10 protein-coding genes are annotated in these 13,731 nt (G+C 73.1%); 1 reads left to right on the plus strand and 9 read right to left on the minus strand.

Annotation, left to right across the window (positions count from 1 at the left end):
- Positions 1–4: 4 nt before the first annotated feature.
- The 3 genes from AC59HU_RS03275 to AC59HU_RS03285 are packed head-to-tail and all read right to left on the minus strand — an operon-like array spanning position 5 to position 2,960.
- Positions 5–505: a class I SAM-dependent methyltransferase gene (locus tag AC59HU_RS03275; protein ID WP_497221899.1), complete on the minus strand. Its 501-nt coding sequence runs from the start codon at positions 503–505 to the stop codon at positions 5–7.
- Positions 475–786, minus strand: a complete 312-nt coding sequence (locus tag AC59HU_RS03280) for a class I SAM-dependent methyltransferase (protein ID WP_497221900.1) — start codon at positions 784–786, stop codon at positions 475–477. Before AC59HU_RS03280 ends, AC59HU_RS03275 begins: the two co-directional genes overlap by 31 nt.
- Positions 783–2,960: a S8 family serine peptidase gene (locus AC59HU_RS03285; RefSeq protein WP_497221901.1), complete on the minus strand. Its 2,178-nt coding sequence runs from the start codon at positions 2,958–2,960 to the stop codon at positions 783–785. The genes AC59HU_RS03280 and AC59HU_RS03285 overlap by 4 nt, the downstream gene beginning before the upstream one ends.
- Positions 2,961–3,347: 387 nt before the next feature.
- On the opposite strand from AC59HU_RS03285, the gene AC59HU_RS03290 reads away from it, so the two are divergent.
- Complete coding sequence (locus AC59HU_RS03290) at positions 3,348–6,341, plus strand: DUF2207 domain-containing protein (RefSeq protein ID WP_497221902.1); 2,994 nt, start codon at positions 3,348–3,350, stop codon at positions 6,339–6,341.
- Between the two features lie 20 nt (positions 6,342–6,361).
- On the opposite strand, the gene AC59HU_RS03295 is transcribed toward AC59HU_RS03290, so the two are convergent.
- The 6 genes from AC59HU_RS03295 to AC59HU_RS03320 form a co-directional block, all read right to left on the minus strand.
- Positions 6,362–8,089, minus strand: coding sequence for an ABC1 kinase family protein (locus AC59HU_RS03295; RefSeq protein ID WP_497222074.1), 1,728 nt, complete (start codon positions 8,087–8,089; stop codon positions 6,362–6,364).
- A gap of 14 nt (positions 8,090–8,103) precedes the next feature.
- Entirely contained in the window at positions 8,104–8,688 is a 585-nt protein-coding gene (locus AC59HU_RS03300) for a PadR family transcriptional regulator (protein WP_497221903.1), read from the minus strand.
- 119 nt (positions 8,689–8,807) lie between these two features.
- A complete protein-coding gene (locus AC59HU_RS03305; RefSeq protein WP_497221904.1) occupies positions 8,808–10,625 on the minus strand; it encodes a DUF4407 domain-containing protein in 1,818 nt (605 codons plus the stop codon).
- Between the two features lie 148 nt (positions 10,626–10,773).
- Positions 10,774–11,631 carry a glucose 1-dehydrogenase gene (locus AC59HU_RS03310; RefSeq protein ID WP_497221905.1) on the minus strand — a complete coding sequence of 286 codons (858 nt, stop codon included), beginning with the start codon at positions 11,629–11,631 and terminating at the stop codon, positions 10,774–10,776.
- A gap of 13 nt (positions 11,632–11,644) precedes the next feature.
- Positions 11,645–11,902 carry a hypothetical protein gene (locus tag AC59HU_RS03315; protein ID WP_497221906.1) on the minus strand — a complete coding sequence of 86 codons (258 nt, stop codon included), beginning with the start codon at positions 11,900–11,902 and terminating at the stop codon, positions 11,645–11,647.
- Between the two features lie 104 nt (positions 11,903–12,006).
- Complete coding sequence (locus AC59HU_RS03320; protein WP_497221907.1) at positions 12,007–13,710, minus strand: hypothetical protein; 1,704 nt, start codon at positions 13,708–13,710, stop codon at positions 12,007–12,009.
- Between the last annotated feature and the right edge of the window lie 21 nt (positions 13,711–13,731).

Consider the following 13,731-nt stretch of genomic DNA (forward strand, 5'->3'; position numbering starts at 1 on the left):
GCCGTCACGCCGCGCGGCGCATTTTCATCCGGAGCTGGAGGAAGCCCAACACGTGGTCCGAACCGGTCGCCCGGCCGTAGGCATCCGTCACGGTGGTGAAGAACGCGTCGCGCTGCTCGGGCGCGAGGCGGTCGGTGTAGGCGGTGAAGCCGAGGGCGCACCAGGCGCGGAACTCCTCGGCCGTGCCGAAGTCCCAGGCGAGGTCGCGCTCGGCGGGGTCGTCGACCACGAGCCCGGCGGCGCGCGCGACGTCGCGCCACTCACCTGCGGTGAGGTGCACGTGCGGACCCCGGAAGCCCGCGAACCGCTCGGCCCACGGCGTGGTCGGGTCGGTGGCGACGGCGTAGGCGACGTCTTCGATCGAGAGCCGCTCGCCCTCGGAGACGAGCTGGACGACGACCCCGCCATCCGGATTCACCGCGTCGCTCAGGTGCGTCAGCGCGGCGACCGAGTCGCGCACCCAGTGCAGGGCGTTCAGCGACACGGCGAGGTCGAACGGCCGCACGTGGTCGTCGAGGGCGAGGGTCGTGACGTCGGCCTCGACGAACTCGATCCCGGGATGCGGGGTCGAGCGGCCGCGCGGATCATCAGCGGCGAGGGGTCGAAGCCGAGCACCGCGGCGACCTCGGGCCGCGCGGCGATCAGGCGGGTGACGAACCCGTCGCCGCACCCGGCGTCGATCACCCGGGCGCCCGCCGGCGGGTCGAGCTCGGCGACGAACCGGCGCCCGACGTCGTGCTGGAGGTCCGCGATCGCGGCGTACCGTGCGCCGTCCCAGTCGGTCATGCCCTCAGCCTCCCACCCCGGGCGGCCCGGCGCGATCCTCCCGCCGCGCGGGCGCGACGAAGGCGGATGCCGGTGCCGGCGCCGAGCATGAGCAGCGCGGTCAGAGCGACGTCGGCGGTCGACGGACCGGCACCGGAGCCCGACGCCGCGATACCCGTAGCGGCCAGCGTTGCGGGGCCGGATGTGCCTGCCGGGGTCGAGGCAGGGGTGGGCGCCACGGCCGGGCTGGGAGTCGGAGTGGGAGTCGGCGCGGGGAGGGAGGCGAGGAGACTCGTCGCATCCGTCAGGCCGGTACCGACGACGTAGCGCGAGTCGAGTCCGGGGTAGGGGTTCGTCATGGGCGCCGCGGTGTCCACCATCCTGCGCGCCAGGGCGGCCGGATCGGCGGTGGGGTCGTACTGAAGAGCCAGCGCGAGCACGGCCGCCGCGTGCGGAGCGGCCGCCGAGGTGCCGGTGAAGCGATAGCCGTCCTTGGTGATGGTTCCGAAGAAGCTCGTGCGGGTGCGGTCGACCGAGGTGACGAGCGGGCCCTGGAAGACCTGGGGAACCGCAAGCCGTTCGGCGGGCCCCCCGCCTTCCGCGCGGACCGGCCCGAAGACATGCGTTCCGGGCCCGAACGAGCTGAACGCCTCGGGAACCGCCGGCGTGCGGAAGTCGGCCGCCGCCACCCCCACCGAGGCGCTGTCGATCATGTGACCGAAGGCGGTCGGTCCGACGGTGTCGTCGCCTGCACTGCGGTCGTACTCGGCCGACAGGATCTTGAGCCGCCCGTGCCACGTCACGAACTTCACGGCCGGCAGCGCGGCCGCGGCGGACGCGGCGACGACGGAATCCGTCGCACCGATCGGCACCCGGCGCACGATCGAGAGGTCGTAGTCCTGCGCCGGGCCGGCGGGCGTCCTGCCCTCGAGCACCGTCAGCGGCAGCCGCGGATCGTCGCGGTTCGACCGCGCGACGAGCGCCCCGCCCGCATCCCGCAACTCGAGGTGGAAGTCGCTCGCGACCCCGTCGGCCGGCTCGGCCCACTGCGTGATCACCGAGAGGTCGGCGTCCCCCGCGATCGTGAGGGTGTCGGTCGGGTCCACGCCGGGTCCCGGGTCGAAGTCGGCGCAGTCGACGGGCCCCGTCGCATCAACGGAAACGGATGCGGAACACGCGGTCGGCCGGTACGCCCCGGTCTCCCACGATCCGATCGGCAGCCCCTCACTCGGAGTCCCGGCGGCGCCGACGCCGTTCGAGTTGCCGATCGACGACAGGTGCACCACCCCGGACGCGGCCGAGCGGTCGATCGCCTGCCCCGTGATCCCCTGCTGGTAGAAGCCGTCCTCGTCGTAGCCGAGGTCGTCGACGATGATGTCCGCTCCCGCGTCGCGGAGCTGCTGAACGGCGTCGACGAACGCGTAGACGTCCGGATCGCCACTCGCGACCAGAAGCCTCGCCCCCGGCGCGACCCCGTGCACGAGCTGCGCCATCGCGCGCCCCTCGTCCCCCGCCGGCGACGCCGACTCGGAGACCACCGTCACCGGCGTCTCGTACCCGCACGGGTTGCCGGGCCCGGGCAGGCTCCCCAGGGCGACGTCGAGGGCGGGCGAGGTCGCGGCACTCGTCGACGTGGCGAAGGAGTCGGAGATGATGCCGACCGTCACGCCCTCCCCGTCGACGTCGAAGGTCTGCCGAGCGATCGCCGCCTGCAGTGGCCCGTCGGCCTCGACGGGAATCGCCCGGCAGCCGGCGGACCCGTCGCCCGCCGATGCTGTGGTGTCCGCCTGGTCCTCGCCCGTCGTCCCACCGCGAGCGGTGACGAGGTCGTCCGCGTCTGCGCCATCTCCGACGAATGGCGCCCGCACCGGCTGCACCGACACCACGCCCGGCAGCCCGCCGGCCTCGACGAACCGCGACGGGGGCAGCGCCGCAGTGACGACCGGGTAGACCGTGCCCACGCGCTGCACCTCGCCCCACGAGGCGATCCGTTCGACGACGGATGCCGCGGGCGGCGCCTCGAACAGGATCGTCACCGTCACCCGCCCCTCCGCGATCCGCAAAGCGCCGGGGATGCTCTGGGTGCCGTCCGATCCCCCGCTGTCAGCTCCGACGCCGCTGATTCCGGATGCCGCCAATTCGGTCAGCGTCGACGACACGACCGGTGCGTCTCCCGTGCCCACTATCGATGCCACCGCACTCGTCGATGACACCTCGATGCTCGCGCCGGCCACCGGTGTCACCGCGCCTGCCGGCGCTGCACCGACTGCGAGCGAACCGAGGAGCGCCGTGCCGAGCGCAACCGCGACCACCAGACACCGAGCGCGCATCATCCCGCCGTGTGCAGGGTGGGGTCCGCGCGACCTCTCGGCACCGACATGCCGCGGGGGCTCGACGCCGCGCCCGATCGTCTGTCCGTCCATGTCGCGCCCGCCTCGCCCGCGCCGCCGGGGCATCGCCCTGGTCTCCCCTCGCGCTGCCCTTACGGTAGCGGGTCACGGCTCACCGACGACATGTCGGATCACAGCCGGGTGACGCTTCATCGCGCGGAGGCGGGCGCGCATCCTTCTAGACTCGAGGGCGTGACGGGGGCGGATGACGAGACGCGGCAGCATGCCGGCGCGAACGTTGACCCCGCCGACCGCATCCCTGACCCGGCCCCACGCCACACCCCCCTCTGGGCGCTGCTCTCGCGCTGGCTGCTCGCCCTCGAGGCGTGGCTGCGGTCGCACGGCGGCCCCCGGCTCCGGCTCGGGCTGGTCGCGTTCTGGGCCGCGATCGGACTCGCGGGCGGGGTGCTGCTCTTCGGCCCGGTGATCAACCCTCCGCTCACCCTCGACGACATCACCGATTCGGCCTCCCACGCCACCGACCGCTGGATCGCGCGCAGCTTCGACGTCGACTACGTCGTCGAGCGCGGCGACGACGGGCGACTGACGGCCGCGGTCACCGAGACGATCGGCGCCTTCTTCCCCGACGACGTCGACGAGCACGGGATCGTGCGGGTGCTGCCCACCGAGTACCAGGGTCACGCGCTCGACCCCACGGACGTCGTGGCCACCCTCGACGGCACCCCGATCGAGCCGAGCCGCGCCAGCAGCCCCGACCAGCTGACCCTCACGCTCGACGAGCCCGGCGGCACCCGCCTCGACGGCGACCACGAGTTCACCCTCAGCTACACCCTCCACGACCTCGCCTACGTCAAGGAGGACAAAGCCACCGGCGGCGACGTCGACCTGCTCGCCTGGGACGTCTTCGGCCCGTCGTGGCCCCAGGCGGTCGCCGGCATCGACGTCAGCGTCAGCATCTCCGACGAACTGGCCGACGCCCTCGTGCGGCAGCCGCGCGCCTCCGTCAGCTGGAGCATCATCGGCGGCGGCGACTGGCTCGACCCCGATCCCGAGAGACCGGGCCCGCCCGGCACCGTCACCTACGGCTTCACCAACGACCAGAACCTCCCGCCGCACGCCAGCGCCGGCTTCTCGATGGCGTTCGCCCCCGGCACCCTGACGATGCCGCCGCCGACCCCGCTGTTCCTGCTGCAGACCTTCGGGCCGGTGCTTCCGCTCGTCATCCTGCTCGCGACGCTGCTGCTCGCGCTCGCCGCCCGCGCCGTGGCCTGGAGCGACGCGCGCGGCCGGCCGTGGTTCGTGGCCCAGTCGACCCCGCCGAAGGGAGTCGGCCCGCGCCTGGCCGCCCAGGTGCTGCGCCGCTCGGCGACGCTCGAACTCGCCACCGCCCTCGACGCCGCCTCAGACGCCCGCAAGCGCGACCGGCCACCGCTGCTCCGGGCCGCCGCGCGCGCCGCGCGACGCGCCGGCCGGGCCGGAGACGCCGTCCGCGCCCGCCGCGGCTTCCTCACCGCGGCCGAACGGCGCATCCAGTTCTCCCGCGGGCTCCGCCGGGTGCCGACCGGTTTCGTGCGCGACCTGTTCATCGCCGCCCCCCTCGCGCTCACCGTGCTGCAGTGGGGCATCGTGCGCCAGCTCTCGCACCAGACCACGCTCTCCATCGTCTGGTGGCCGGCCGCGTTCGTGCTCATCTCCTCGGTGATCGCCCTGATCGTGCTGGCGATCGCCTTGAGCGCCCGGCCGCTGACGCGCTCGGGAGCACTGGTCAAGCAGCACCTCCGCGGGATCGGCGTCTACGCCGAACGCACCCAGCTGCTCGACCGCACCGCCCCGACGGACGCGCTCCTCCCCTACGCCGTGCTGCTCGAGAACCCGCGCGACGCCGGCCGTCGTGTCTCGGCCCTGATCGAGGCCGAGCTCGGTGATCCGGATGCCGGCCGCGGCTGGCGCACCCTCGACTACCTGAGCGGCCCCCGGCTCGCCGTGCGTACCGTCTCGGTGCTGCTGGTCGCGGCGACCATCGCGGCGGTGGCACTGCTGCCGAACCCCTACCCCCGCAGCCCCGAGTACCTCTCCTACTCCGGAGACCTCCCGGGCACCTACTGGCAGAAGGTCGATTCCTTCGAAGCGGATGCGGTGCTCTCCCGCGCCGACGACGGTCGCGCCCGCCTCGCGGTCACCGAGACGCTCCAGGTGACCTTCGACGACGGCGAGACCAGCGAGGTGCCGCAGTTCACCCGCGAGTGGTCCGACCGCGTGGCCGGGCAGGAGCTGGGGGTCGAGGTCGAGTCCGTGCGGGTCGACGGCGAGGATGCGCCCTACGCGATCACGCGCGAGAACGGCACCGTGCTGCTCACCACCCGATTCGCAGAGGTGCTGAGCGGGCCGCACGACCTGGAGATCCGGTACGCCTCGGCCGCGCCGGTCGTGGCGGCCCCGGCGCTCCCGGGTCAGAACGACACGGGAACCGTCGTCGACCGCATCCGCTGGGCCGCGCTGCTGGACGGCTGGGAGAGCAACCACCCGTGGGACGACGACGGCGGCCCCGAGCCCCTCACCATCCGCTTCACCCTCTCCGACGACCTGTACGCCCAGGAGCGCGCGGCCGGCTGGATCTCGGAGGACACCGACTCCGACGACCGCCCCCGCCAGTGGGCCGAGACGGCGATCCCGTTCGACGCGGTCCCGTCCGGGTCCGTCGACTCCCGCGACGGGTCGACGACGGCCACGCTCGACCTGAAGGAGGACGGCGACTCCGGCTATCCCTTCGAGCTCACGCTCGACGACGTCGGGGTGCTCGCCGACTTCCCGGCGGGCACCTTCACCGGTCCCTCCGAGACGGCCCTCCGTCTGCAGCAGGTGCGGGACGCGTTCCCGCTCGCGCCGATCGTCGCCCTGGGAGCGCTCGCCCTGCTGCTCGGCATCGTGAGCGCGGTGGGTGCGGGTCGGCGCGGCACGCGACGCACCGGGCCCGGCTTCTTCCGCGACCTGGTCTGGTGGCTGGGCACGGCGACGGCGCTGGCCACGGTCATCCTGTTCCCCTGGGCGACCTCGGACATGCCCGACGACTGGGTCGAGTTCCCGCCCCTGGGTTTCGCGGCCCTCGCCGCCCTGGTCGGCGGCACGCTGGCGCTGGTCTTCACACGAGGTGGCCGCGGCGCCCGTGACGCGCGGGCCGCCCGCGAGAGCGGATCCGGCGGCAGCCGTCGCACCCGCGAGCGCTGACGGCCGCGGCCGCCGCTCCCCTACCGCCCCCGGCGCCCCGAGAACACGGCGTGCAGCAGCGGGACGACCGACACGATGATCAGCACGGTCCCGAACACGACGTCCGAGCCTCGCACCAGCGCGCCCGCCACCAGCAGCGCCGCGAAGAGCACGGCCGACACGATCCGCCCCATCGCGCGCTCGACCCGAGCGACCCGGCGCTCGAGCTCGGGGTTGCGCGTCGACAGCGAGCCCTCGTCGATGCGGGTGAGCAGCGCATCCACCCGGCCCGGCAGCCGCCAGGCGATGCCGAGGTTCTCGACCGCCTGCCGGCCGAGATCCTGCGCCAGGTTGCCGCGCTCCTCGCGGATCAGCTGCTGCGCGTAGGGCTCGACCGAGTTCCAGAGGTTGAAGGTCGGGTCGAGCGCGCTGCAGACGCCCGAGGTCAGCGACATCGCGCGGATGATCAGCAGGAAGTTCTCCGGCAGCTGGAACGGCAGCGACCGCACCACGTGCCCGAACTGCTCGCCGAACTCGCGGAACTCCCGCGGGTCGACCTCGCGCAGCTCGGCGAACCCCATGCCGCCGAAGCGGGCGAAGAGCTGGGTGAGGGCCCGCTCGAGCTCGTCGGTCTCGGCGGAGGGCAGCAGCACCCCGAGGTCTTGCGCGGCGGCGACCAGGCCCTTGCCGTCGCGCGAGGCGGCGGCGATGAGCATCTTGCGCAGCCCGCTACGGGTGTTCGCCGGGACCGTGCCCATCATGCCGAAGTCGATGAAGGTGAGGCGCCAGGGCCTCGCATCCGACCCCTCCGGCACCGCGATGGGGGTCACGAAGATGTTGCCCGGGTGCGGGTCGGCGTGGAAGAAGCCGTTCGTGAACAGCTGGTCGAACATCACGGCGGCGAAGACGGGAGCAACCTCGGCGGGGTCGATGCCCGCGGCGGCGAGCCCGGCCGCATCCGTGATCTTGATGGCCGTGACGTCTTCGAGGGTGAGCACCCGGCGGGTGCTGCGCTCCCAAACGACCTCGGGCACGCCCACCCGGGCGTCTCCGGCGAACTCCTCGGCGAAGCGCACCGAGCTCGCGGCCTCGTGCAGGTAGTCGATCTCCTCGAGGCTGGTCGCGGCGAACTCCTCGACCAGCGCCGGCGCATCCACCCGCGAGTAGACCAGGCGCACGTGGCTGAGCCAGCCGCCCACCTTGCGGAGCGCCGCGAGGTCGACCTCGACGATCTTGTCGATCCCGGGCCGCTGCACCTTGAGCACGACCCGGTCGAGCCCGGTCTGCTGGGCGTCGAGCGGGTCGAGGCGGGCACGGTGGGCCTGCCCGAGGGATGCCGCGGCCACCGGGGTCTCGTCGACCCAGGTGAACGCGCGCGACAGCGGGATGCCGAGCTCGGCCTCGGCGAGCGCGCGGATGGCCGCGAACGGGACGGCGGGCACCTCGTCCTGCAGCCCCTCGAGCTCCTTGGTGATCTCGGGCGGGAGCACGTCCAGGCGCGACGACATGAACTGGCCGACCTTGATCATCAGGCCGCCGAGGTCGACGGCGAGCACGTGGAACCGGCGCGCGAAGCGCTGCATCCGTCGCGACCGCGTGCGTTCGGCGACCCGCAGGAGGCCGATGCGCGGCAGGAAGAGCTCGTACCACCACGTTACGGCCAGGTTCCAGGCGGCGAAGCGGAGGATGCGGCGATACCGGGCTCGAGCCTCTTGCGGGCTCGGCACGGCGTCGCCGCGATCCGGGCGCGCGGGAGCGCCCGGGTCGATCGATGTCACCCGGCTCAGTCCTGAGCGAGGATCGAGTACAGGCGGCGGCGAGCGTCTTCGAGCTCGGCGACGGCCTGCTTGACCTGCTCCGGGGTTCCGGTGCGGCCGACCTGCGCGGCGGCCTGGGCGAGCTCGAAGCCGGCCTTGGGCAGCGCGGAGTGGTCGCGGCGCTCACCGTCGGTGCCGGTCTCGGCGTCGTCACGGGCGAACGGCGACTTCGCGCTCTCGGCGGCGGCGACCACGAGGCCGGCCTCGGTGAGGGCGTAGGTCTTGCGGCCGTTCGACTCCTCCGAGCTCACGAGCCCCTCGTCGGCGAGCAGCTGCAGGGTCGGGTAGACCGAGCCGGCGCTGGGCTTCCAGCTGCCGCCGCTGCGCTCCTCGATCTCGTTGATGATCTGGTACCCGTGCATCGGCTGCTCGGCGAGGAGCGCGAGCACCGCGGCGCGCACGTCGCCCTTGCCGACACGGCTGCCGGCCTTCTTCTCGAAGCGGGCGCGGAACTGCTCCATCGCCTGCCAGATGCCGTCGGTGTTCATGCCGGAGCCGAAGCCGCCGAAACCGCCACCATTGAATCCTCCGTCGGAGTACGAACCAGCCATGAGAGGCCTCCTTTGTCTGCCCCCAACGATACTCAACGACATGTGTGCCGACTGTGAACGATAGGGGTCACTCGACGGAGTGATGGTGGCCCGGCGGCCCGGCCGTAGGCCGCCCGACGTCAGAGCTGGTCGGGGAGGCCGGCCCGGCGGAGGAAGGCCGCGCGGTCGGTGTTGCGGGGCACCGGGCGCGCCGGGGTGCGGTCGGTGCCGCGGGGTGCGGGGCGACCCGCGGCCCGGTCCGCCGGCATACGGTCGGTCGTCGGGATGCGGTCGGTGGGTGTGCCGTCGGCGTCGCTGATCCCGGTGGTGACGTCGTCGTCCGCGTCGCGGAAGAGTTCGGCGAGCGCCGCCGTCGCATCGTCGGGGTCGTGCGCGAGACGCGCATCCGGAACCTCGAGCGGGCGGGTGGCCGCATCGCGCGCGAAACCGAGCGCGTCGGAACCCGAGACCTCGAGCGGGCGGGTCGCGGCGTCGCGGTCGAAGACCTCTCGCGAGACGCGGACACCCAGGGGCATCCGCGCCGTGTCACGAACAGGCGGCGAGACACGGTCGCGGTCTGAACCCGAGGCAGGCTCGGCTGCCGCCCCGCGATCGGCCTCCGCCTCCGCGAGATCCCGCTCCCACGTCGCCATCCGCTCCTCGGCCCGCGCCCCCGCATAGCTCCCCCACACGGCGAGCGCCCGGGTGACCACGGCCTCCTGCTGCTCGAGCACAGCCTGGTTGATCCGCTTGCCGAACTCGAGCTGGCGCTCGGCCCGGTCCGAGGCCACGGCGACCTGCACCCCGGCCTCGACCTCGATCGCGCGAGCGCGCTCGGCGGCCCAAATCGACCCGCCGGAGACCTCGCCGTCCTCCCGCAGATCCACCATGCGGTCGTACGCGGTGGGCCCGCCGAGGTTCGCGAGCACCTTGACGATCACCGGCAGCAGCTCGATGCACACGAACAGCGCCGCGATCATGATGTGCGCCACGTTCAGCAGCGCGTTCGCCTCGCCGAGCCGGAACAGCGCCGACAGCCGCGACAGCAGCCCCGCACTGTTGTCGACCGCGCTGTCGTAGGCGGTCTGCTCGGCGGTGCGCTGGTTCTGCGCGGTCGCGAGCGCGGCCTGGTCGGTCGCGAGCTGGGCCTTGGCCGCATCCAAACGGCTCTGCGCGGAGGCCTGGAGGTTCGCCGACGCGGCGGTCTCCGCCGCCTGCTGCGCCGCCTTCGCCTGATCGAGCCGGGCCTCGGCCTGCTGCACGGCGACGAGCTTCGACTGGGTCACGGCGCCGTCGCCGCGGATTCCCGTGCCGCCGGTGCCGTCGATCTCGGCGAGGTACGCGGTCTGCGCCGCGTCGTAGGCCGCCTGCGCCGCCGCCGTCGCGGCCACCGCCGCGGCGTAGTTCGGGTCGGAGGAGAGGTCGGTCTGCAGCCCCTTGTCGACGATCGCCTGGTTCGACGCGATCGAGGCCTGCAGATCGGGGATGGCCGCGAAGCGCGGGTCGGTGGCCATCCGCTGCTCGAACGCCGCCTTGTCCTCGGCCTGCATCACCTGAATCTCCGAGTTGATCTCGGCCGAGAAGATCTGCAGCGTCAGCGGGGTCGAGATCACCGTGCCGATGATCAGTGCGAGCACCACCCGCGGCAGGGCGAGCGCGATGTTGCGCCACACCCCCTTCTGCTTCGCCATCCCGATGATCAGCAGCCGGTCGAGGTTCAGGATGATGACACCCCAGAACAGCCCCACGATCACCGCGACCACGATGGGCGCGCCGACCGCCATCTTCAGCGCGAAGACCGCCGACACCGCCGAGAGGAACGCGGTGCTGAGAATGACCCCGCCCATCGCGACGAAGCGCGCGCGGTCGCCGGGCGCATCCTGCAGCACGTCCAGGCGCGCACCGCCGAGCCACGCCATGCCGTTCGAGACGGGGTTGGAGTTGTAGCGACGAGCCATTTCGGGGCGACCTTTCGGGAGGTGACGTCGGCCGGTCCCCCGGATGCACGCCCCGCGCGCACCCGGACGTCCAGACACGAGGTGCGAAGCTACCCCACTCGTCTCCGCGTTCCCTGGCATGACACTGAGCGCCGGCCAGGGCCACCCGCTACAGGATGGGCTTTCCGCCCGTCACCGCGATCACCGCGCCCGAGACGTAGCTCGCCTCGTCCGAGGCCAGGAACACGTAGGCCGGGGCGAGCTCGGCGGGCTGGCCCGCCCGACCCAGCGGCGTGTCGGCGCCGAACTCGGCGACCACGTCGGCCGGCATCGTCGAGGGGATCAGCGGGGTCCAGATCGGTCCCGGCGCGACGCTGTTGGCCCGGATGCCGCGGTCGCCCAGTTGCTGGGCCAGCGAAGCGGTCATGCTGGCGATGGCCGCCTTCGTCGCCGCGTAGGCGAAGAGGGTCGGTGAGGGCTGGTCGGCCTGCACCGAGGAGGAGCCGATGATCGACGACCCGGCCGACATGTGCGGCACCGCCGCCTTGGTCACGTGGAAGAACGCGCCGAGGTTCGTGGCGATCGTGCGGTCCCACTCCTCGTCCGGGATCTCCTCGATCGAGTCGCGCACCATCTGGAACGCCGCGTTGTTGACGAGCACGTCGACCCGCCCGAACTCGGCCACCGTCTGCTCGATGAGGGAGCGGCAGGTCGCGGGGTCGGTGAGGTCGCCGGGCACGACCAGCGCGCGCCGGCCGGCCTTCTCGACCCACTGCCGGGTGTCGTCCGCATCCTCGTGCTCGCTGAGGTAGCTGATGACGACGTCGGCCCCTTCGCGGGCGAACGCGATGGCGACGGCCTTGCCGATGCCGCTGTCGGCGCCGGTGATCACCGCGATCTTTCCCTCGAGCCTGCCGGTGCCGGTGTAGCTCGTCTCGCCGTGGTCGGCCTTCGGGGTGAGGGCGGCTTCGGTGCCGGGCACCTCCTGCTGCTGGGGCGGGCGGGGCGTGTTGTCGTCGTCGGTCATGGGTCTCCTCGTCTCAGAGTTTCGGAAGTCGTGCGATGGCGTCGTCGGCCTTCGCCTCGCTGATGCCGAGGTCGTCGACCAGCAGCGCGCGGGCGGGGCCGGAGTCGCCGCGGCGGAGCGACTGGTACGCCGCATCCGCTTTCGAGCCGAGGGCCGGGGTGGGCTGTTTGCTCACGCCGAGCTGATCGGCGAGCTCCTGTGCGGTCGTGACGCCGAAGGCCGTGGCGATGGCGGTGGGGAGGCGGTAACCGGCGAGTGGTCCGAGATCCATGAACGTGCCTTTCGTTGCAGTTCAGAGTCACGCTACGACCGGTGTTCCGCACCCGCACCCGCCTCGACAGATGCGCGCGAGTGGGCTACGCGCGCGACCGGACCTCAGTCGGGCGCGCTGCCGGATCCGCGGTCGGGTCTGCGGCGCGACGAGGTGATGTCGCCGAAGAACTCCTCGAACGCGGGGAACAGCTGCTCGCGGGAGACCCGTTCGGCCTCGAGGCCGATGCGCATGACGTCGCGCAGCGGCAGGGCGTCGGCCTCGAGCTGCTCGCGCAGCTCGACGACCCGGTCGATCGACGAGGGATCAGAGGAGCCGTCGGCCGCGCCGGCGCTGTCCCCACCCCACGACGGCGGGATCGAGATCCCGAGCGCCGCCTCGAGCGAGGCGAGATCGGGCAGCACCCCGAGACCTTCGGGCAGGCGCGGCGCCGCGACGGCGATCTGCGCAGGGGCCGGAACGGGCAGCACCCGCACCGGATCCGACAGCGCCGCCGCCTCGCCGTGCCCGTTGACGGCGCGCACGCCGATGCGCCCGGTCTGCCGCGCCGTGAACCGTTCGGTGACGATGCGGCGGCCGACCTCGCGCGTGATGTCGGCCCGGCCGGGCATCTCGATCGTCAGCTGTTTGGCGCCGGTGACCTCGACCTCGAGCCGCACCTCGTCGCCCTCGGCCACGAGCGCAGGGCTCACCGAGACCCGCCGGATCACCGGCGGCTCCAGCTGCGACACGATCACCCCGCGGAGGTACGCGTACCAGTCGGCCACGCTCGGCCGGGCCGCGGGGTCGTCCCCGAGGGCCGCGTCGAGCATCCGCCGACCGTCGTCGTCGAGCACGCGCGCGATGCGCCCGGCGTCGCGACTGCGGTCGAGCCCGTCCCCGGCCGGCGCGAGCACGCGCAGGATCAGCAGCCCCAGCTTGTACCGATCGGTCTCGAGGGTCTGCGCGGTCGGGGCGGTCGAGAGCGAGTCATGGGCAGCGCCGTCAGTGGCGTCGGCGCCGTCGGCGCCCTCGCCGTCAGTGGCGTCGCCCCCGTCGCCGTCCGCTCCGACCCCGTCCGCTCCGACCCCGTCCGCCCCGACGCCGGCGAACGACTCCGGCGCCGCCCAGCCCGCGCTGTTCCGCTGCAGCGTGCCCTCGCCGACGAGCGCCGCTCCCTCGCAGCCCACCACGAAGGCCTCCGCCACCTCGCCGACGCCGAACAGCACCGAGCGCTCCGACAGGTCGCCGAAGACGACCCCGTGCCGGTGCAGCACCTCGAGCAGCAGGCTCACCCGTGCGAGCACGGTGGCCCGGGCGATCAGGTCTCGTTCGCCGACCGAGGCGGCGCCGGCCTTGCGGGCGCGCTTCGGAGCGGCCACGAGCCAGCGGGCGTTCTGGGCGACCTTCGCCGCACGGGCGACGACGTCCGGGTCCGAACCCGTCGCCGGTTCCTCCGCCGGCAGGTAGTAGAACGGATGCGCGGCCAGCGGCACGAGACACCCCACGACCGTGTGGTCCTCGCCCTCCACCACGGCCAGCGGCCAGGCGGCGACGGCGTCGAGCATCGCGCGCTCGCGGGCCGGGAGGGCCCAGCGCAGGGCGACGAGGCGGGAGAGCACGGCGGAGTCCCAGTGCTCGGCCTGCCGATCCCGCGCGCTGACGAAGGCGAGCCCGCCGTGATGACCGGGCACCGTGAAGGCGTCGAGCCGGAACACCTCGGTCGCCGACCCGCTGCCGATCATCGACCGCGCGCCGAGATCGGCCTCGCGCACCCGGATGCCCGCCGCGCGCGACACCGCTGGTTGCTGCTCCACACCGTCCGTCACGACATGCGAAGCTACCCCACC

The sequence above is a fragment of the Herbiconiux sp. 320_LB genome, assembly GCF_059691755.1.

What these genes read in the sequence shown, in the direction of transcription:
- AC59HU_RS03280 (WP_497221900.1), bottom strand. Translation starts at nt 786, where the DNA reads ATGACCGACTGGGACGGCGCACGGTACGCCGCGATCGCGGACCTCCAG.
- AC59HU_RS03300 (WP_497221903.1), bottom strand. Translation starts at nt 8,688, where the DNA reads ATGGCTGGTTCGTACTCCGACGGAGGATTCAATGGTGGCGGTTTCGGC.
- AC59HU_RS03305 (WP_497221904.1), bottom strand. Translation starts at nt 10,625, where the DNA reads ATGGCTCGTCGCTACAACTCCAACCCCGTCTCGAACGGCATGGCGTGG.
- AC59HU_RS03310 (WP_497221905.1), bottom strand. Translation starts at nt 11,631, where the DNA reads ATGACCGACGACGACAACACGCCCCGCCCGCCCCAGCAGCAGGAGGTG.
- AC59HU_RS03315 (WP_497221906.1), bottom strand. Translation starts at nt 11,902, where the DNA reads ATGGATCTCGGACCACTCGCCGGTTACCGCCTCCCCACCGCCATCGCC.